Genomic DNA, 17933 nt, shown 5'->3' on the forward strand with positions numbered 1-17933 from the left:
GAAAATCAGGCGGCCAGATGTTTTTTGTCGGCTTCTGTTCGCGGGGAGAGGGTTTCAGGTGTGGGCTTGATCGCCTGGCTGGCGCGGCCATCGACGCCTATCGGAATGTCACCGGCCACCGTGGTGCGGCGCACGATGCGCTGGGCCTGGCCGTAGTCGTTGATGGCGATGTGTTGGGTGGCTCGGTTGTCCCAGATGGCCACGTCGCCTTCGCTCCAGCGCCAGCGCACGGTATTGTCGACCTGGGTGATGCGGTCATGGAACAGGCGGATCAATTGTTTGGAGTCGTTGCTGCTGACGCCCTGAATCTGCTTCACGAAATGGCCGAGGATCAGGCTGCGCTCGCCAGTCTCCGGGTGCACGCGGACCAGCGGATGTTCGGTTTCATAGACCTCGGCGGTGAACTGCTCGCGATAGCGTTTCACGCCCGCTTCGCCGGTGTCTTTGGGCGCCGCGTAGTCGTAGACATTGGTGTGCAGGGCGCGCAGGCTGTCGGCCAGGGTTTTCAATGGCGCAGGCAAGTCAGCGTAGGCCGCTGCGGTGTTGGCCCAGACGGTGTCCCCACCGTACGGAGGGATGACCACGCCGCGCAAGATGGAGATTTTCGGGTAGTTGGCGACGAAGGTGACGTCGGTGTGCCAGGAGTTGGCGCGGGTTTCGCGGGAGTCCAGGTTGAGGATCGCTGCGCTTTGCTCGGCGGAGCGTACGGTGGGGTGCGGCACCTGCTCACCGAAGCGGCGGGAGAAACGTTCGTGTTGCTCGTCGGTGAGGAACTGTTCGCGGAAGAACAGCACTTTGTGTTTCAGCAGCGCCTGGTGGATGAACTCGAAATCCTGTTCAGAGATGTCACCGGAAAGTTTGATGCCGCTCAACTCGGCACCGATTTTCCCTGCCACGGGGTTGATCTGAATCGCCATGTCCTGAACTCCTGTTTAGGTTGTTGTGGCTCAGATCATAAAGATATAAATCTGCGTAAAGCTAATCACCTTTTGTCATAAATATAGAAGAGGAGTTTATGCAGGTTGCTTATGAAGATAACCAAATTACATAAGGTTATTCGATAAGTTTGCCTGAAGGTCTTGGCGTTTCTGAGTATTCCGCTGTGTGTCAGGCTTTTAGTGGGGGGCGACTTGCTGGCGAAATCAGTGGGTCACTTATCGGGGAATAACCTGACAGCACGCTTTCGCCAGCAAGCCGGCTCCCACAGATTCAGTGCCAAGCGCGAGATTTGGATACAGCCCGATCTTTGTGGGAGCCGCCTTGGTGGCGAATGAGGCTGGCAGGCAACATAGAATCTCCCACAGCGTTGTGTGTCGGCGGAACTGGCAAAGTTGCCTTATCGTCGGAAAGGTGTCTCGACCAGACCGTTCACCCCCGGCCTTAACGCAAACACGCCACCGGCCAGCGGTTGATCGCCAACGTCGCCACCTGGTCGTATTGATGTCACGAACAGCGTGTCCAGATCGCGCCCACCGAAAGCACACATGGCCGGTTTCTTTACTGGCACAGCCAGCGAGCGGTCCAGTTTGCCTGCCGGGGTGAAGCGGTGAATCAGCCCTTCGTCGTTCCCACAAATCCAGTAGCAACCGTCGGCGTCCACCGCCGCGCCATCGGGGCGTCCGGGAAAGTGGTTCATGTCCACGAACAGGCGGCGATTGTGCGGGGTGCCGCTGTCGATGTCGTAATCGAATGCCCAGATTTTCTGCACCGAAGGGTGGGAGTCAGAGAGGTACATCACCTGGCCATCGGGGCTGAAGCCCAAGCCATTGGGCACGATCATGTCAGTGATGAACGGACTGAGCGGTTCGCGTTGATCGTGGGTGTAGCGATAGAGCGAGCCCACAGAGGCCGCTTGCGCCATGTCCATGAACATCGTGCCCGCCCAGAACCGACCCTGACGGTCGCAACGGCCATCGTTGAAGCGCATGTTGACGCGAGGATGGTCGACTTCAGCCAGACGTTCTGACGCAAGGGTGCCGTTGTCTTGAGGGCGAATGCGGTACAGGCCGTCTTCCATCCCGGCCAGCCAGTTGCCGTCGCCCAGGTCGGCGATGCAGGCGAGCATCTGCGGCGCCTGCCAGGCGTCGGAGCGGCCGTCACTCAAGCGCCAGCGATGCAAACGCCCAGCCGGAATATCGACCCAGTACAGCGCCTGTTCTTGCACGTTCCACACCGGGCTTTCGCCCGTGGCGTTGCGTGCGTCGAGGATCAACTCAGCCTGCATGGCATGCGTTCCATCAAGTGAGGAAAAAGGGCGTTACTGATCGCCAAAAGGCCCGGCGACGGCAAATGCGCCCCCCTGATACACCATCGCCGGATCGTCCGCCGCTGGAGCCGGTTGCGCTTCGACCTTGGCCCGGAAGGGCTCAGAGCTGTCCTTGGGCTGGTAGTCCAGATGATTGGCCAGACGGTTATCCCACCAGACTTTCTCGTTGTTCGACGCGCCATACACCACGGTGTGGCCGACGTTGGGCGTGAACAGGCCGCGTTCGATCAACTGGGTAAGGTCGTCGTAACTCAGCCAACTGCTGAGCATGCGCCGGTTCTGCGCTTCGGGGAATGACGAGCCGATGCGTATGCTCACGGTTTCGATACCGTAGCGATCAAAGTAGAAACTGGCCATGTCCTCACCATACGACTTGGACAGACCGTAGTAACTGTCTGGCCGTTTCACCGCGCTGGCGTCGATGGTTTCGTCCTGGCGATAGAAGCCGATCACGTGATTGGAACTGGCGAAAATCACCCGCTTCACGCCATGGCGTCGAGCGGCTTCGTAGATATGAAATACACCGCAGATATTCGGCCCCAGGATCGTCTCAAACGAATGCTCGGTCGACACCCCACCGAAATGCACGATGGCATCGACGCCTTCGACCAGTTGGTGAACGGCCTGTTTGTCGGCCAGATCGCAGACTTGCACTTCTTCATGAGGTCCCGCAGCGGGGGCCATTTCGGCGATATCGGAGAGACGCAGAACAGCCGCGTAAGGACGCAGGCTTTCGCGCAGCACCTTGCCCAAGCCACCTGCGGCGCCTGTCAGCAAAATACGGTGAAAAGGGGTGTAGGCAACGGATTGAGTCATCGTGAGGAACCCTGGTGTTGACGTTGTTGTTATGGGTGTCATCGGTTGTCATATGACATTTCGCAGGATTATCGACAGGCGTTGCAAAGTTTGTCAACGCGCCAACTGGCGGATAAGTGGCGTCTCACGGCCTGTTGCGAACCCCATTTTTCTCTGCTAATTTCGAAAATGTTAACGATGACATTTCCGCTTTAACAATAAAAACAACGGGATTTTTCGCTATGACAACTCGCCTCAAGAAAGGCTTTTCCAGCGTCCTCTGTTCCCTCGCCGTGGCTGTGGCGTGTGCTGGTTCCTTCGCCGCCCAAGCCGCTGACGCCAAAGCCGGTCCGTTGAAGATCGGTGCCTCGTTTCAAGAGATCAACAACCCGTATTTCGTGACCATGAAGGACGCCCTGCAGGACGCCACCGGCAGCATTGGCGCGACCCTTTTGGTCACCGACGCGCGGCATGACGTGTCCAAGCAGATCAGCGACATCGAGGACATGCTGCAAAAAGGCATCGACGTGCTGATCATCAACCCGACCGATTCAGTGGGTGTTCAATCGGCCGTGAAGCAGGCCCATGACAAAGGCGTCGTGGTGGTCGCTGTGGACGCGCAGGCCAACGGCCCGCTGGACTCCTTCGTCGGTTCGAAGAACTTCGACGCAGGCGTGCAAGCCTGCGATTACCTGGCCAAGAACATCGGCGGCAAAGGCGACGTCGGCATTCTCGACGGCATCGCGGTAGTGCCGATTCTGGAGCGTGTGCGCGGTTGCAAAGAGGCGATGGGCAAGTACCCGGACATCAAGATCGTCAGCATTCAGAACGGCAAGCAGGAACGTGATCAGGCACTGAGCGTGACCGAGAACATGCTCCAAGCGCAGCCGAATCTGAAAGGCCTGTTCAGCGTCAATGACAACGGCTCGCTCGGTGCACTGGCCGCCATCGAATCCAGCGGCATGGACGTCAAGCTGACCAGCGTCGACGGCTCGCCGGAAGCCGTGAAAGAAATCCAGAAACCAAACAGCAAATTCATCGCCACCTCCGCTCAATACCCGCGTGATCAGGTGCGTCTGGCGCTAGGTCTGGCGCTGGCCAAGAAGTGGGGATCGCAAGTCCCGGCGACCATCCCGGTGGACATCCTGCTGGTGGATCAGGCCAAGGCCAAAACCTTCACCTGGTGATACGAAAGCAGTTGCTCGCCTGACGTTTTCCGCGTCCGGCGAGTGGCGCGGATTCACGCGAGCTGCGGTTTGACGAGGTGCCCATGAGCTGCCTTCTGCAACTGGAAAACATCTGTAAAAGCTACCCCGGCGTGCATGCGCTCAAGTCGATCAATCTGTCGGTCGAGCGCGGCGAGATTCACGCGCTGTTGGGCGAGAACGGCGCGGGCAAATCCACGCTGATGAAGATCCTCGCCGGTGTCGAGCACCAAGACAAAGGCAGCATCCTCATCGATGGCGCCGAGCAGCATTTTGCGACCTATAACGAAGCCATTGCGGCCGGGATCGGCATCGTGTTTCAGGAATTCAGCCTGATCCCGTACCTCAATGCGGTGGAGAACATTTTCCTCGGGCACGAGTTGGTCAACGGCTTGGGCCTGCTGCGCAAGAAGGACATGCGCGAGAAGGCCATCGCGCTGTTCGATCGCTTGGGTGTGACGATCAACCTCGATTGCTCGGTGCAGCATTTGAGCGTGGCTGAGCAGCAGTTCGTCGAAATCGCCAAGGCGCTGGCCCTTGAGGCGCGCTTGCTGATTCTCGACGAGCCAACGGCAACGCTGACGCCATCCGAAGCGGACCTGCTGTTCGACATCATGCGCGAGCTGAAAAGCCAGGGCGTGGCGGTGATTTTCATCTCCCACCATCTGGAGGAAATTTTTCAGGTCTGCGACCGCATCAGCGTGCTGCGCGATGGCGCCAATGTCGGCGCGCTGACCGTGGCTGACAGCGACATCGACACGCTGGTGGAAATGATGGTCGGGCGCCGTCTGGAGGCCAGTTTTCCACCCAAGCCTGACAAGCCGCTGGGCGATGTGGTGTTGCAAGTACGCGACATTCAACTGACCCGCAACGGCCCGCACAACCGCTTCAACCTGCACAAAGGCGAGATTCTCGGCTTTGCCGGATTGGTCGGTTCAGGCCGCACGGAATTGGCGTTGGGCGTGATCGGCGCGCTGCCGGTGGTGAGCAAAGATGTGGTCTTGCGTGGCCAGCCGGTCAACTTGAGTGACCCTGCTCACTCACTGGCCAATGGTATTGGCCTGTTGCCGGAAAGCCGCAAGAGCGAAGGGTTGATCGTCGATTTCAGCATTCGTGAAAACATCTCGCTGAACAACTTGGGCAAGTACGAAAGCGCTGCGCACCTGCTCGACCGCAGCAAGGAAGACGCCACCACCGCCGAGCTGATGAAGCAGTTGTCGATCAAGGCGCCGACCTGCGAAAGCCGCGTGCTCAACCTCAGCGGCGGCAATCAGCAGAAGGTGGTGATCGCCCGCTGGATCAATCACCACTGCGACATTCTGATCTTCGACGAACCGACCCGCGGCATCGACGTCGGCGCCAAAGCGGAGATCTACACCCTGATGCGCAAACTCACTGAACAAGGCTTCGCGATCATCATGATCTCGTCGGAATTGCCGGAAATCATCGGCATGTGCGACCGCGTGGCCGTCTTCAACAAAGGCGCCATCGTCAACGTGCTTGAGGCCCGCGACATCAACCCGCAAGAAGTGATGCGCCATGCGACCGGGAGTCTGAACAGTGAACACGTCCATTAAAACCATGACTGCACACGCCGACCGTACGAAAAACAGCATGAGGCTGAACGTCGTCCAGCTCATCCGCTCACCGGCGTTTTACCCCTTCGTCGGCCTGGTGCTGGTGACGGTCTTCATGATCTTCGCCAGCGATAAATTCCTCACGGGCGCGAACCTGGAAAACATCGCCCGGCAAGTGTCGATCAACGCGATCATCGCGGTGGGCATGACCTGCGTGATCCTCACCGGCGGTATCGATCTCTCGGTCGGGCCGGTCATGGCCTTGTCCGGCACCTTGACCACCGGCTTGATGGTTGCGGGTGTTCCGGCGCCGATTGCGATCCTGATCGGGCTTTTGATCGGCGTGGGCTTCGGTGTGGGCAACGGCATCTTCGTCGCCTACCTGAAAATGCCGCCGATCATCGTGACGCTCGCGACCATGGGCATCGCGCGCGGGCTGGGCCTGATGTACACCGACGGCTATCCGATCTCCGGCATGCCGGACTGGTTCGCCTGGTTCGGTCGCGGCACCTTGTTCGGTATTCAGGTGCCGATCCTGATCATGCTGCTGACCTATTTCTTCGCCTGGGTGCTGCTGCAACACACGCGCATCGGGCGCTATGTCTACGCGATTGGTGGCAACGAAGAGGCGGTGCGTTTGTCCGGCGTCCGGGCTTCGCGATTCAAGCTGCTGGTGTATTCGATCAGCGGGCTGACGGCGGCCATTGCAGGGCTGGTGTTGTCTTCGCGTTTGATGAGCGGCCAACCCAATGCCGGGGTCGGTTTCGAGCTGGACGCGATTGCGGCGGTGGTGCTGGGTGGTGCGTCGATCGCCGGTGGGCGTGGCGTGATCATTGGCACTCTCGTCGGCGCGATGCTGCTGGGCGTGCTCAATAACGGATTGAACATGCTCGGCGTGTCGCCTTACGTGCAGAGCGTGATCAAGGGCGCAATCATCTTGCTGGCGATTTTCATCAGTCGGCAGCGGCATAAATAAACAGCGATCACGCGGAACATTGTGGGAGCCGGCTTGCTGGCGAATGCGGTGGGTCAGCTCCCCAAAAAGTGTCTGAACCGACGTTTTCTCCAGCAAGCCGGCTCCCACAAGGGAACGCGCATACGTATACAAGACTTATCCCGAACAGGTAACCCGACATGGAAAACAACACGACAAACACCATGCAAGCCGTCGTCTGCCACGCGCCGAAAGACTACCGTCTGGAGCGCATTGGCAAGCCCGTCGCCCGCGCCAACGAACTGGTGATTCGCATCGGCGCCTGTGGCATCTGCGCCAGTGACTGCAAATGCCACTCGGGGGCGGCGATGTTCTGGGGCGGCGAAAGCCCGTGGGTCAAGGCGCCAGTGGTGCCGGGCCACGAATTCTTCGGTTACGTGGATTCAGTGGGCGAGGGCGCTGAAGCGCACTTCGGCGTGAAGGTCGGTGACAAGGTGATCGCCGAGCAGATCGTGCCCTGCGAGAAGTGCAAATTCTGCAAGTCCGGCAAGTACTGGATGTGCGAGGTGCACAACATTTTTGGCTTCCAGAAGGACGTCGCCGAGGGCGGCATGGCGCAGTACATGCGCATCCCGAAAACCGCCATCGTGCACAAAATCCCCGAATCGGTCTCGCTGGAAGACTCGGCGCTGATCGAGCCGATGGCCTGCTCGATTCACACCGTCAACCGCGGCGATGTGCAGCTCGATGACGTGCTGGTGATCGCAGGCGCGGGCACGTTGGGGCTGTGCATGGTGCAAGTCGCTGCGCTGAAAACGCCGAAGAAACTGGTGGTCATCGACATGGTCGACGAGCGTCTGGAACTGGCGAAGAAATTTGGCGCCGACGTGGTGATCAATCCCAGCCGCGATGACGCCAAAGCGATCATCAACGGCCTCACCGATGGCTATGGTTGCGACGTGTACATCGAAACCACTGGCGTACCTGTGGGTGTGACCCAGGGCCTGGATTTGATTCGCAAGTTGGGGCGTTTCGTCGAGTTCAGCGTGTTCGGCGCCGAGACCAGTGCCGACTGGTCAATCATCGGCGATCGCAAGGAACTGGACGTGCGCGGCGCTCACCTGGGGCCGTATTGCTACCCGATCGCCATCGACCTGTTCGAGCGCGGGCTGGTGACCTCCAAAGGTATCGTCACCCATGACTTCGGCCTTGATGATTTCGCCGAGGCGTTCGAGCTGGCGAACTCGACCAAGTCGATCAAGGTGTTGCTCAAGCCGGTGGCGAGTGTCTGAGTTCGCGGCGCGTCGTACATCGCATCGCGAATGAATTCGCTCCCACAGGTGGAATGCAAATCCCTGTGGGAGCGGATTCATCCGCGATGACGTCGTTGCAGGCAACAACGATCTGGCGATTGATCCCATAACAAGAGAGTGCGTGAAGATGGAATACGTCATCGGGGTCGACATCGGCACCCAAAGCACCAAGGCATTGTTGGTGGATGCCACGGGCAGCATCGTCGCGCAGCACAGCCATGGCTACAAAGTCGACACGCCCAAACCACGCTGGGCCGAGCAATGGCCCCAGGTCTGGCTCGATGCCGTGGAAATCTGTGTGGCGGCCTGCATGCGCAAAAGCAACGTGCCGAAAGACAGCGTCAAGTCGCTCTGTGTGAGCAGCTTGTATGGTGGCTCGGGCATTGCCGTCGATGCGCAGATCAAACCGCTTTATCCGTGCCTGATCTGGATGGACCGCCGCGCCGAAGAGCAAGTCGCGTGGGTCAATCAGAACGTCGATCTCGAACGCCTGTACGCGATCACCGGCAACTCGGTGGACAGCTATTACGGTTTCACCAAGATGCTCTGGCTCAAGGACAAACAGCCACAGATATGGGTCGACACCCGTTACTTGCTACCGCCCAACAGTTACATCAACTACTGCCTCACTGGCGAGGTTGCAGTGGACCACAGCTCGGCGGGCAACATCGGCGGCATTTACGACATCGGGGCGCGAGGTTGGTCGAGCGAGATGCTGGAGGCCTTGGGCATTCCTGCATCGATGATGCCTGAACGGCTGGTGCACTCTGGCGATGTGGTCGCAGGATTGCTGCCTGAGTGGGCTGAGCGTCTGGGCCTGAACGCCGGGACGCCTCTGCTCGGCGGCGGGGTCGATGCGGCCATGGCCACCTTCGCCGCAGGCGTCACCCAGGCGGGTAACCACGTGGCGATGATTGGCACCAGCATGTGTTGGGGTTACCTCAATCAACAGGTCGATGCGCGTCATGGACTGGTGAGCTTTCCCCACGTCTTCAACGGCGCGAAAGACCTCTACATTTTTGGCGGTGCGATCACCGCAGGCGCGTCCGTCAGTTGGTTTCGCGAACAGTTCTGTCAGGCAGAAGAACAGCAAGGTCGCGAGACTGGCGAGGACAGCCACGCGATCCTCGAACGCGCCGCAACGAAGATCCCGGCAGGCAGCGAAGGGGTGCTGTTTCAACCCTATCTGATGGGCGAGCGCAGCCCTGTGTGGGACGCCAAAGCCAGCGGCAGTTTCGTTGGGCTGAACCTCTATCACAGCCGCACGCATCTTTATCGCGCGGTGCTGGAAGGCGTCACCTACGCCTTGCGCCACAACATCGAAGCGGGCACCAAAGGCGCGCAGTCGCTGGACCCGCGTCTGATCGTGGTCGGCGGCGCGAGCCATTCGGATTTGTGGATGCAGATCATCGCCGACGTCACGCGGTTTCCGGTTTATACCATCGTTCAGGAGGTTGAAGCGGCGCTCGGCGCGGCCTTGCTCGCGGCCCATGCGGTGGGTCTGGTGGACGAAGATCAAGTGCACAAAGGCTGGGTGCAACTGGAGCGTCGCGCCGAGCCTCGGGCTGAAAACGTTGCGTTGTACTCGCGCTTGTTCGCCGATTACGTGGCGCTGTACCCGGCGCTTAAACCGATCATGCATCGCTTGCAGGGAGCCTGAATGTGAACACCGCCCGTTTTGATTTCACTGGCCAGCGTGTGTTGGTGACCGGCGCCAGCAGCGGCATCGGTTGGGAAGTGACTCAACAGTTACTGAACAGCGGCGCCGAGGTGTATGCCATGGGGCGTGACGCTTGCGCGCTGCAAAAACTGGAGGCTCAGGGCTGCCGCGTATTGCGTGTGAACATTGCTGATCAGGCGCAATTGAAAGGATTGCTCGCTGATTTGCCGACGATGCACCGGTTGGTTAACTGCGCCGGTATTTCCATCCTTGAGTCGGCCACCGACGTCAGCGCCGACGCCTTCGATCAGGTCATGGCCGTCAACGTGCGAGCCTCGGCGATGGTGGCCGCGAGTGTGGCCAAAGCGATGATCAAAGACGGCGTGAAAGGCAGCATCGTCAACGTGTCGAGCCAGGCGTCATTGGTCGCGCTGGACGATCACCTGAGTTACTGCGCGTCGAAAGGCGCTATGGATGCCATGACTCGGGTGCAGTGTGGCGAGTGGGGCAAATTCGGGATTCGGGTCAACAGCGTCAATCCGACTGTGACCTTGACGCCCATGGCGCAGATGGCCTGGAGCGAACCGAGCAAGCGCGATCCGGCGTTGGCGGCGATTCCGTTGGGGCGTTTTGCCGAGACGGCGGAGGTGGCGGCGCCGATCCTGTTTTTGCTCAGTGATGCCGCGTCGATGATCAGTGGCGTAGCGTTGCCGATTGATGGGGGGTATACCGCGCGTTAGTCACCCGATACCGCAGAATCGGCTCTGATCATAAATCCATGGCTCGACACGTATTACTGTGGGAGCCGGCTTGCTGGCGAATTCGGCATGTCAGTCGACATCTCAGGTAATGGTACTCCGCATTCGCCAGCACGCCGGCTCCCACAAGTGTGATCAAGCTGATCAGTTCGTACCATTCTCCAACTCCCCCACAATCACCACCTTCGCCTTCGGCAGATACCGATCCTGAATCCGCTCCAGCAGCAGCTTCACCGCGCTGCTCCCTGCCCGCGACGCGTCGTGGGCGATACAGGCGATGGGAATGCCAAAAATGTCAGCGAAGGGCAGGCGGTCAATGCCGCAGATCGGCAGGCTGTCGTGGGCGATACCTCGATCGCGCAATGCGCGCATAGCGCCCAAGGTAATCAACTGGTTGAAGCCGAAAATCGCATCCGGCACAGGGTGGTCCCGCAGGTAATCCAGCGTGCTCTGATAGGACGGCTCAAGGGTGTAATCCCCTGCAAACACGTCCAGTTGCACCTCTTTGCCGCTTTCAGCCACTGCGGCTTTGACGCCCTTCAGACGCTCTTCGGAAATGCGTGAATGGGCAGGGCCGGTCAGCACCAGCAGGCGTTGCATGTCCGGGTTTTCTGCCAGCAGGTAGCGCGCACCCTTGAGGCCGCTGTGGTAGTTGTCGAGCACCACATGGCTGAACGGGCTGCCGTGCAGCGCACGGTCCAGTTGCACTACAGGCACGTCGCCGTTGCTCAGGCGGTTGAGGTAATTGGGTTGATATTCCGGCTCGTCCGAGACCGGCGAGAGCACGATGCCTGCCACGCGATAACTGAGCAGCGTATCGACAGCCTTGCGTTCCAGCTCCTCGGAGCCGTCGGTGTCCACCAGCATGATGGTGTAGCCGTGTTTCTTGGCCTCGCGGGAGATCGCCTTGATCATCTCGCTGTAGAAGGGGTTGTCCACCGAAGCGGTGATCACGCCGATGATCAGGCTTTCACTGCGCTTGAGGCTACGGGCGAACGCGTTGGGAACGTAATCCAGCTCCTGCGCCACCTCCAGGATTTTCGCCAGGGTGGCGGGCTTGACCAGATCGGGCTTGTTCAACGCGCGGGACACGGTGACCGGGGTCATGTTCACGCGGCGGGCGATATCGGAAATGGTGACGGGCGTCTTTTTGCTCATGGACTTCTGGCGCCTTGAAACGAAACACCATGCGGATTCCCCGCATGAACGCTGAAGTGCACAAGGCTAGCACGACGAGGGGCAAAAGCGATGCGCTAAACACGTCGGATGTTAACGTTTTCATCCCTGAATTCTGTGGCGTTACTTGCCACTCGATGGCGATTATCGAACGCCTGCGTAAATCATGTTGTCCATTCGCTACGGAAGTTTTCCGACGTCTTGTACTCAATTGGCCGATAATGTGTGTCCTTTTTTATCCTGCCCGGAGGGTTCATGACCTCGCCTGCTTCACCGTCTTCACGCGACTTCTTCATCGCCGCTGCCGCGTTGCTGATCGCTATGGTCGGCACCACGCTGCCGACGCCGCTGTACGCGATCTACCAGCAACGGCTGGGGTTTGACGCAAGCTGGCTGACGATCATTTTCTCCATCTACGCGGCGGGCGTGATTGCAGCGTTGCTGGCCGTGGGCAGTTGGTCTGATCAGGTCGGGCGTCGGCCCATGCTGCTGGCGGGGCTGTTCATGGGGGCGGTCAGTGCAGCTATTTTTCTGCTGTCCGATTCGATTGGCGGCCTGTTGCTCGGGCGGCTGTTCTCAGGTTTTTCTGCCGGAATCATGACCGGCACGGCCACGGTTGCTGTTATCGAGCTGGCACCCAAAAACTGGAAAAACGCCACGCTGATGGCCACCGCCGCCAACATGCTCGGTTTGGGCATCGGCCCGTTGCTAGCCGGTTTCACCTCGCAACATCTGCAAGACCCGCTGCACCTGATCTTCTACGTCCATCTGGCGCTGTTGCTGCTGGCGGCGGTGGGTGTGGCAGTGATCCGGGAAACGGTGCAGCGCCCGCCGCAGCTCAAACTGGCGATTCAGAAGCCGTCCGTGCCCGCCTCGGTGCGCGGGGTATTCATTTCGGCGTCCATTGCCGGGCTGGCCGGATTCAGCGTCGCCGGGCTGTTCACCAGCATGGTGCCGTCGGTGATGATGCACATCATGCAGGTCCATGGTGGGGTGCTGATCGGCGCAGTGATCGGGCTGTTTTTCGTGGCATCGATCATCGGCCAGGCGTTGCTGCAATGGTTGCCGAAAGGTTCGCACATGACGCTGGGATGTGTGGGGCTGATCGCCGGAATGATCTGCCTGTGCCTGAGCATCGCGACGGCGCAATTGCTGCTGTTGGTGGGTGCGGGGCTGTTGGCGGGGATCGGGCAGGGCATGATCCTGCGCGCTGGGATGGGGGCGGTCACAGCGAGCAGCCCGCCGCATCAAAAAGCGGCCGTGACCTCGGCATTTTTCGTGGTGTTGTACATCTCGATTTCGGTGCCTGTGGTGGCGGTCGGTTTCAGCGTGCGGGCGTTCGGTTTGCCCCATGTCGGTGAATTCTTCGCCTCGCTGGTGGCGGTGGTCGCGTTACTGGCGATGGTCAGCATGAAGCGTGCGCAGGCTCGTCAGGCGGCGCTGGTGTCGTCCGAGGCGTGACGAACATCCCCTGTGGGAGCGAATGAGTTCGCTCCCACAGGGACGTCACTCGGATTTTGAGATCATATTTGCCTTCATTTACTTCGCAATCGGGTCCAATCCACTCGCCTTGATCGCGGGCGCTGCCGCCGCTGAACTCAAAAACTCCAGAAACTGCTTTGCCTGTTCCGGGTGTTTGCTTTTGCTGACGACGCCCGCCGAGTACAGGGTCATTTGCTGCGCCTGATCAGGAATCAGGCCAATGATGTCAATGCCGTCCACCGGCTTCAATTCGCTCAACTGCTGGAAGCCGATTTCGGCGTCCCCGCGAGCCACCACCTCACCCACTGGTGTGGCCGGAATCATCTGGCTCTTGCCCTGAATGCGCTCGGCGATGTGCATCTGGTTGAACAGCACGCGGGACAGATACACGCCGCTGGCGCTGTCGGAATAGGCGATGCTCTTGGCGTCGAGCAGGGTCTGTTTGAAAGATTCCATTGTGCTGATGTCAGGGTGCGGTGCGCCGTGTTTGACGGCCATGGCGATGTAGGATTTGCCCAGATCGACGCGGGTTTTCGGATCGACCTGGCCGTCCTTGATCAGCTTGTCCAACGCCGCGCCGACCATCAGCACCACATCGGCAGGCTCTTTGCGCGCCAGGCGATTGGGGATGGCCTGAGGTGTGGCCCCCATGGACGGCGCGACTTCGCCTTGCAGTTTGACGCCCACACGCTGTTCGTAATCCGGGGTAACGGCCTTGAATGCGCCCATGATGCCGCCGGAACTCAGTACGATCAGTTGCACCGGAGCGGCAGGGGTTGCGGCCTGGGTGAACGCCATTGGAATGAAGGTGACGGCGGCGCTCAGCAAATAGGGGAGAATTTTCTTCATGAAGATGACCTTGGCTTTGTTGAAAGTGACACTGACGAAATTAAAAAGGCGCGGGCAGTATGTGGCAATTGTCGGGGGTGTAAATCCCTTTGTTGCAATTGCTGAGTCACAGACGATATTTACCGTGCCGGGGTCCCTACCATGAGGCCTGTCCGAAAGCGACAGCCGGGCTGCGCATCATTCAAGAAAGCCGCCGCCGGGCCGATGTTCATGGCGATACCCTTCACCTCTCTGGAAGTTCGTCGTTCATGTTCAATAAACGTCTCAAACAAGAGTTGGCTGCCCTGCGTGAAGAGCTTTCGTCCGTCGAGCAGGTGAGGAGCAGTCTGGACAGCGAAATGCTGTGCATGCGCTTGGACCCGCAGGGTCGTATCGAGTCGGTCAACGGTAATTTCGAAAAGGAAATGCATTACCGAAATGCCGACCTTGTGGGACGCGCCATCGAGGAGCTGGTGCCTGCGCACGTGAAAAACCTGGATTTCCATCAGCGGATGAAGTCCGCGATCAGCCGTGGCGAGCATTTCAGCGGTGCCTTGCGATTGTGGCGCGGCAACGGCCAAGAGGCCTGGCTGCGCTCGATCGTGCAGCCAGTGCGCGACAGCACAGGGCGTGTGAAGTACTTCACTGTTCATTCCAGTGATCTGACGCGCACTATTGAAAACTCCCGCGAACACGAAAACCTGATCGAAGCCTTGCAGCGCTCCACTGCCGTGATCGAGTTCAACCTCAGCGGCGAAGTGCTGACCGCCAATGATCGCTTTCTCGGCGCCATGGGCTATTCGCTGGCGCAGATTCAAGGGCAGCACCACCGCCTGTTCTGTGATCCTGCCGAGTACAATTCTTCAGCCTATCAGGCGTTCTGGGACACGCTGCGTCGAGGCGAATTCGTCACAGGTCGCTTCAAGCGCGTCGACAGCCACGGCCGTGAAGTCTGGCTGGAGGCGTCGTATAACCCGATCACCGATGCCCATGAGCGCCTGTACAAAGTCGTGAAATTCGCGACAGTCATCACTGATCAGGTCAATCGCGAAAATGCGGTAGCCGAAGCGGCGAACATTGCGTTCAGCACCTCACAACAGACTGATGGCAGCGCACAGAAAGGTACTGCGGTGGTTCAGCAGACGGTCGAGGTCATGCGCGAGCTGGCCGGACACATGGAACAGGCTGCCGAGCGAATCGCCGCACTGGATAAACAATCGCAGTTGATCGGATCGATCATCCAGAGCATCAGCAGCATTGCCGATCAGACCAACCTGTTGGCCCTCAATGCCGCCATCGAAGCCGCTCGCGCGGGTGAGCAGGGACGTGGTTTTGCAGTGGTCGCCGACGAAGTCCGGCAACTGGCCTCGCGTACCAGCAAAGCCACCGAAGAAATCGTTGGCGTCGTGCAGCAGAACCAGCAATTGGCCGAACAGGCGGTGAACGTGATCATCAGCGGTAAGCAACAGGCGCAGCAGGGCCTTGCGCTGGCGGGCGAGGCGGGGGCGGTGATCGTCGAAATTCAGGACGGTGCGCAGAAAGTGGTCAGCGCAGTGGGGCAGTTTGCCAATCAGTTGTCGGGCTGAGGAGGCTCGGTCAGTGAGATGTCGCCATCACCACACGGGTGTGCAGCAAACACGGGCCTTGTAGCAGTCCGGCCGGGCGGCGCTCCGCTTGCTGGCGGCGGTTTCAAAGACGCCACCGCAGGCAGTTCATAGCGACGCGTAGCGTCGTGGGCTGCATTCCCACGCGGAGCGAGGGAACGATTGGAAAAGCCGCGCCCGGACTGCATTTCCGGGCGCGGCTTTTTTGTGTCAGACCTTGAAGTGGCTGACTAGCATCTGCAACTGATTGCCCAGGCGGGCCAGTTCGACGCTGGAGGCAGCGGTTTCTTCACTGGCGGCGGCGGTCTGTTCGGACACGTCGCGGACGTTGATGATACTGCGGCTGATCTCATCGGCCACCGAGCTTTGCTGTTCGGCAGCGGCGGCGATCTGCTGGTTCATCGCCTGAATGTTGGACACCGTGTTGGTAATGCTTTCCAGCGAAGTGCCCGCCTTGCGGGTCAGTGCGACGCTGCTGTCGGTCAGGTTGCGGCTGCTGAGCATGATGTCCGACACCTGGCGGGTGCCGTTTTGCAGGGCAGCGACCAGGCCTTCGATTTCTTCGGTCGATTGCTGAGTGCGCTGAGCCAGGCCACGAACCTCGTCGGCCACCACGGCAAAGCCACGTCCGGCCTCACCAGCACGGGCGGCTTCGATGGCGGCGTTGAGGGCCAGCAGGTTGGTCTGTTCGGCAACGGCCTTGATCACGTCCATCACTTTGCCGATCTTGTCGCTTTCCTGTTCCAGCACGGTCATGGCGTCGGTGGAGCGCACCACTTCCTTGGCCAGCTTCTCGATCTGCGCGATGGCTTCGCCCACGACTTTGTCACCATCACGCGCTTCCATGTCTGCGGCTGACGCGGCCACCGAAGCCTGTTCGGCGTTGCGCGCGACTTCGTGCACCGTGGCCGACATTTCGTGCATGGCGGTGGCCACCTGATCGGTTTCGACTTTCTGGCTGTTCACGCCTGCGCTGGTCTGTTCGGTGACGGCGGACAGCTCTTCAGCGGCGCTGGCGATTTGAGTGACGCTGTCGCGAATGCCTCCGATCAGGTCGCGCAGGGTCGCGCCCATGCGCTGGATGCCTTGTTGCAGCACGCCCAACTCGTCCTTGCGGGTGACGACCAGGTCGCGGGTCAAATCGCCCGATGCGATACGGTCGACCACGGCCAGGGTTTCCTGCAACGGACGGGTGATCTGGCGAGTAATGATCACTGCTGCAAACGCGCCCAGAATCAGAGCGAGCAGGGTGCCGCCGATCTGCAGTGTGCGGGCCTGACGGGTATCTGCTTCGCCCAGCGAGTTCTGGATATCGATCAGTTGCTGGCTGAGCTTGACAATGTTCGCCTGTTCTTCAGTCATCTCGGCACGGGCGGCGTTGATGTTGTCGTTGGCGACTTTGAAGCCTTGCACCGAGTTGCGATAGCCGATCAACGACGCTTCCAGTTGCTTGAGGCGGTCCGCCTGAGTGCCGCTGAAGGTCGCGTTGAGCTGATCCAGGCCGCTGATGGCCGCAGCCAGTTGGCGTTGGGCCGCCTCTTCTGTCTTGGCCGTGACATTGCCGGTGTAGCCGCGCACTTCATAGCGCACCAGCATCACGTCTTCCTTGGCCTTGATGATGGTCTGGTATTGCTGGAAGCGGCGCTCGTCAGTGGGGTCCAGCTTCATGACGTCGTCGTTGATCGCGGCGATCAGGTCAGCGGCTTTCACGGCATCGACGCCCATGTCGGCCCTGACCTTGGCGCTGGTTTTGTAGCCCTCGCGCATTTTGTTCAGCGAGGTCTGATAAGCGCTGATCTGCTCGCCCAGGGCTTTGATCGGCGGCACGTTCAGCGGGTTGCTGAAGGTGCTTAGCAGGTACTGCTGCTGGGCCTTGTAGGCATCCAGCGCCGTCTGCACGTTTTGCGCAACCGCTTCATCGCCGTTGCTGATCATGTACTGCAAGCGGGTCACGCGCAGATCCGTCAGCTTGTGGCCCAGCCTGGTGATATCGGCCACGCGTTCGCTGCGATAGGTCATGTTACCCAGGCTGGTCCAGCCAATGAGCGCAAGCAAGGCCGTAAAGACAAGTACAACGCCGAACCCGAGGGCCAGTTTCATGTTGACGCTGATATTCGCAAACCAGCTCTTCATCGCAATTCTCCAGAATGTCCATTGTTCGAAGTCGTCAGCTGGAGGGTTTTTGTTATGGAAGGCCAGCGAAACCATCAAATATACGACTGCATCGGCAGCGGCTGAAAAATCTGTAAGAAATGTCAGCGATAACAAGGACGGCCCTTTGTTTCAATCTGTCACAGATGCGCTGATTTCTGCGGGGGCGGTGGTAAGGGACCTG

Annotated in this window: 13 protein-coding genes and 3 pseudogenes; 9 read left to right on the forward strand and 7 right to left on the reverse strand. The window is 59.6% G+C overall.

The annotated features are described in order from the left end of the window. Nucleotides 1-5 precede the first annotated feature (5 nt). The 3 genes from ACI5GA_RS20670 to ACI5GA_RS20680 form a co-directional block, all read right to left on the reverse strand. Complete coding sequence (locus tag ACI5GA_RS20670; protein WP_421424071.1) at nucleotides 6-917, reverse strand: TauD/TfdA dioxygenase family protein; 912 nt, start codon at nucleotides 915-917, stop codon at nucleotides 6-8. A gap of 419 nt (nucleotides 918-1336) precedes the next feature. Next, nucleotides 1337-2224, reverse strand: coding sequence for an SMP-30/gluconolactonase/LRE family protein (locus tag ACI5GA_RS20675; RefSeq protein ID WP_421424073.1), 888 nt, complete (start codon nucleotides 2222-2224; stop codon nucleotides 1337-1339). Nucleotides 2225-2257: 33 nt separating this feature from the next. Further along, the gene (locus ACI5GA_RS20680) at nucleotides 2258-3082 is read right to left on the reverse strand and encodes an NAD-dependent epimerase/dehydratase family protein (protein WP_404639221.1); all 825 of its coding nucleotides are present in this window, start codon (nucleotides 3080-3082) and stop codon (nucleotides 2258-2260) included. A gap of 221 nt (nucleotides 3083-3303) precedes the next feature. On the opposite strand from ACI5GA_RS20680, the gene ACI5GA_RS20685 reads away from it, so the two are divergent. From ACI5GA_RS20685 to ACI5GA_RS20710, 6 genes are all read left to right on the forward strand, one after another. Beyond that, on the forward strand, nucleotides 3304-4248 hold the full coding sequence (locus ACI5GA_RS20685) for a substrate-binding domain-containing protein (RefSeq protein ID WP_421424075.1): 945 nt from the start codon (nucleotides 3304-3306) through the stop codon (nucleotides 4246-4248). 83 nt (nucleotides 4249-4331) lie between these two features. After that, on the forward strand, nucleotides 4332-5843 hold the full coding sequence (locus tag ACI5GA_RS20690) for a sugar ABC transporter ATP-binding protein (RefSeq protein ID WP_421424077.1): 1512 nt from the start codon (nucleotides 4332-4334) through the stop codon (nucleotides 5841-5843). A 37-nt stretch (nucleotides 5844-5880) separates the two neighbouring features. Then, complete coding sequence (locus tag ACI5GA_RS20695) at nucleotides 5881-6819, forward strand: ABC transporter permease (RefSeq protein ID WP_421424079.1); 939 nt, start codon at nucleotides 5881-5883, stop codon at nucleotides 6817-6819. 182 nt (nucleotides 6820-7001) lie between these two features. Then, nucleotides 7002-8069 carry an alcohol dehydrogenase catalytic domain-containing protein gene (locus ACI5GA_RS20700; protein WP_421424081.1) on the forward strand — a complete coding sequence of 356 codons (1068 nt, stop codon included), beginning with the start codon at nucleotides 7002-7004 and terminating at the stop codon, nucleotides 8067-8069. 148 nt (nucleotides 8070-8217) lie between these two features. After that, the gene (locus tag ACI5GA_RS20705; RefSeq protein ID WP_421424083.1) at nucleotides 8218-9750 is read left to right on the forward strand and encodes an FGGY-family carbohydrate kinase; all 1533 of its coding nucleotides are present in this window, start codon (nucleotides 8218-8220) and stop codon (nucleotides 9748-9750) included. A gap of 2 nt (nucleotides 9751-9752) precedes the next feature. Then, nucleotides 9753-10490 carry an SDR family oxidoreductase gene (locus tag ACI5GA_RS20710; protein WP_421424085.1) on the forward strand — a complete coding sequence of 246 codons (738 nt, stop codon included), beginning with the start codon at nucleotides 9753-9755 and terminating at the stop codon, nucleotides 10488-10490. Nucleotides 10491-10652: 162 nt separating this feature from the next. On the opposite strand, the gene ACI5GA_RS20715 is transcribed toward ACI5GA_RS20710, so the two are convergent. Continuing rightward, the gene (locus ACI5GA_RS20715; RefSeq protein ID WP_421424087.1) at nucleotides 10653-11666 is read right to left on the reverse strand and encodes a LacI family DNA-binding transcriptional regulator; all 1014 of its coding nucleotides are present in this window, start codon (nucleotides 11664-11666) and stop codon (nucleotides 10653-10655) included. A gap of 273 nt (nucleotides 11667-11939) precedes the next feature. Here ACI5GA_RS20715 and ACI5GA_RS20720 point away from each other — a divergent pair, with 273 nt between their 5' ends. Next, on the forward strand, nucleotides 11940-13145 hold the full coding sequence (locus tag ACI5GA_RS20720) for an MFS transporter (RefSeq protein ID WP_404639236.1): 1206 nt from the start codon (nucleotides 11940-11942) through the stop codon (nucleotides 13143-13145). A 78-nt stretch (nucleotides 13146-13223) separates the two neighbouring features. On the opposite strand, the gene ACI5GA_RS20725 is transcribed toward ACI5GA_RS20720, so the two are convergent. Next, nucleotides 13224-14015: an extracellular solute-binding protein gene (locus ACI5GA_RS20725; protein ID WP_404639238.1), complete on the reverse strand. Its 792-nt coding sequence runs from the start codon at nucleotides 14013-14015 to the stop codon at nucleotides 13224-13226. A gap of 347 nt (nucleotides 14016-14362) precedes the next feature. On the opposite strand from ACI5GA_RS20725, the pseudogene ACI5GA_RS20730 reads away from it, so the two are divergent. Together ACI5GA_RS20730 and ACI5GA_RS20735 are read left to right on the forward strand one after the other, a co-directional pair. Further along, a pseudogene (locus tag ACI5GA_RS20730) lies at nucleotides 14363-15040 on the forward strand (PAS domain-containing protein); the annotation flags it as partial. 105 nt (nucleotides 15041-15145) lie between these two features. After that, a pseudogene (locus ACI5GA_RS20735) lies at nucleotides 15146-15580 on the forward strand (methyl-accepting chemotaxis protein); the annotation flags it as partial. 228 nt (nucleotides 15581-15808) lie between these two features. Here the strand turns inward: ACI5GA_RS20735 and ACI5GA_RS20740 are convergent. Beyond that, nucleotides 15809-16672, reverse strand: coding sequence for a methyl-accepting chemotaxis protein (locus ACI5GA_RS20740; RefSeq protein WP_421425503.1), 864 nt, complete (start codon nucleotides 16670-16672; stop codon nucleotides 15809-15811). A gap of 39 nt (nucleotides 16673-16711) precedes the next feature. Further along, a pseudogene (locus tag ACI5GA_RS20745) lies at nucleotides 16712-17806 on the reverse strand (methyl-accepting chemotaxis protein); the annotation flags it as partial. Nucleotides 17807-17933: the final 127 nt, after the last annotated feature.

The organism is Pseudomonas sp. Pseu.R1 (assembly GCF_045764065.1).
GTDB lineage: Bacteria > Pseudomonadota > Gammaproteobacteria > Pseudomonadales > Pseudomonadaceae > Aquipseudomonas.

Coding starts and splice junctions, on each gene's coding strand:
- ACI5GA_RS20685 (WP_421424075.1), top strand. CDS start 3,304: ATGACAACTCGCCTCAAGAAAGGCTTTTCCAGCGTCCTCTGTTCCCTC.
- ACI5GA_RS20705 (WP_421424083.1), top strand. CDS start 8,218: ATGGAATACGTCATCGGGGTCGACATCGGCACCCAAAGCACCAAGGCA.
- ACI5GA_RS20740 (WP_421425503.1), bottom strand. CDS start 16,672: ATGGGCGCGACCCTGCGCGACCTGATCGGAGGCATTCGCGACAGCGTC.
- ACI5GA_RS20690 (WP_421424077.1), top strand. CDS start 4,332: ATGAGCTGCCTTCTGCAACTGGAAAACATCTGTAAAAGCTACCCCGGC.
- ACI5GA_RS20695 (WP_421424079.1), top strand. CDS start 5,881: ATGAGGCTGAACGTCGTCCAGCTCATCCGCTCACCGGCGTTTTACCCC.
- ACI5GA_RS20725 (WP_404639238.1), bottom strand. CDS start 14,015: ATGAAGAAAATTCTCCCCTATTTGCTGAGCGCCGCCGTCACCTTCATT.
- ACI5GA_RS20720 (WP_404639236.1), top strand. CDS start 11,940: ATGACCTCGCCTGCTTCACCGTCTTCACGCGACTTCTTCATCGCCGCT.
- ACI5GA_RS20675 (WP_421424073.1), bottom strand. CDS start 2,224: ATGCAGGCTGAGTTGATCCTCGACGCACGCAACGCCACGGGCGAAAGC.
- ACI5GA_RS20680 (WP_404639221.1), bottom strand. CDS start 3,082: ATGACTCAATCCGTTGCCTACACCCCTTTTCACCGTATTTTGCTGACA.
- ACI5GA_RS20715 (WP_421424087.1), bottom strand. CDS start 11,666: ATGAGCAAAAAGACGCCCGTCACCATTTCCGATATCGCCCGCCGCGTG.
- ACI5GA_RS20700 (WP_421424081.1), top strand. CDS start 7,002: ATGCAAGCCGTCGTCTGCCACGCGCCGAAAGACTACCGTCTGGAGCGC.
- ACI5GA_RS20670 (WP_421424071.1), bottom strand. CDS start 917: ATGGCGATTCAGATCAACCCCGTGGCAGGGAAAATCGGTGCCGAGTTG.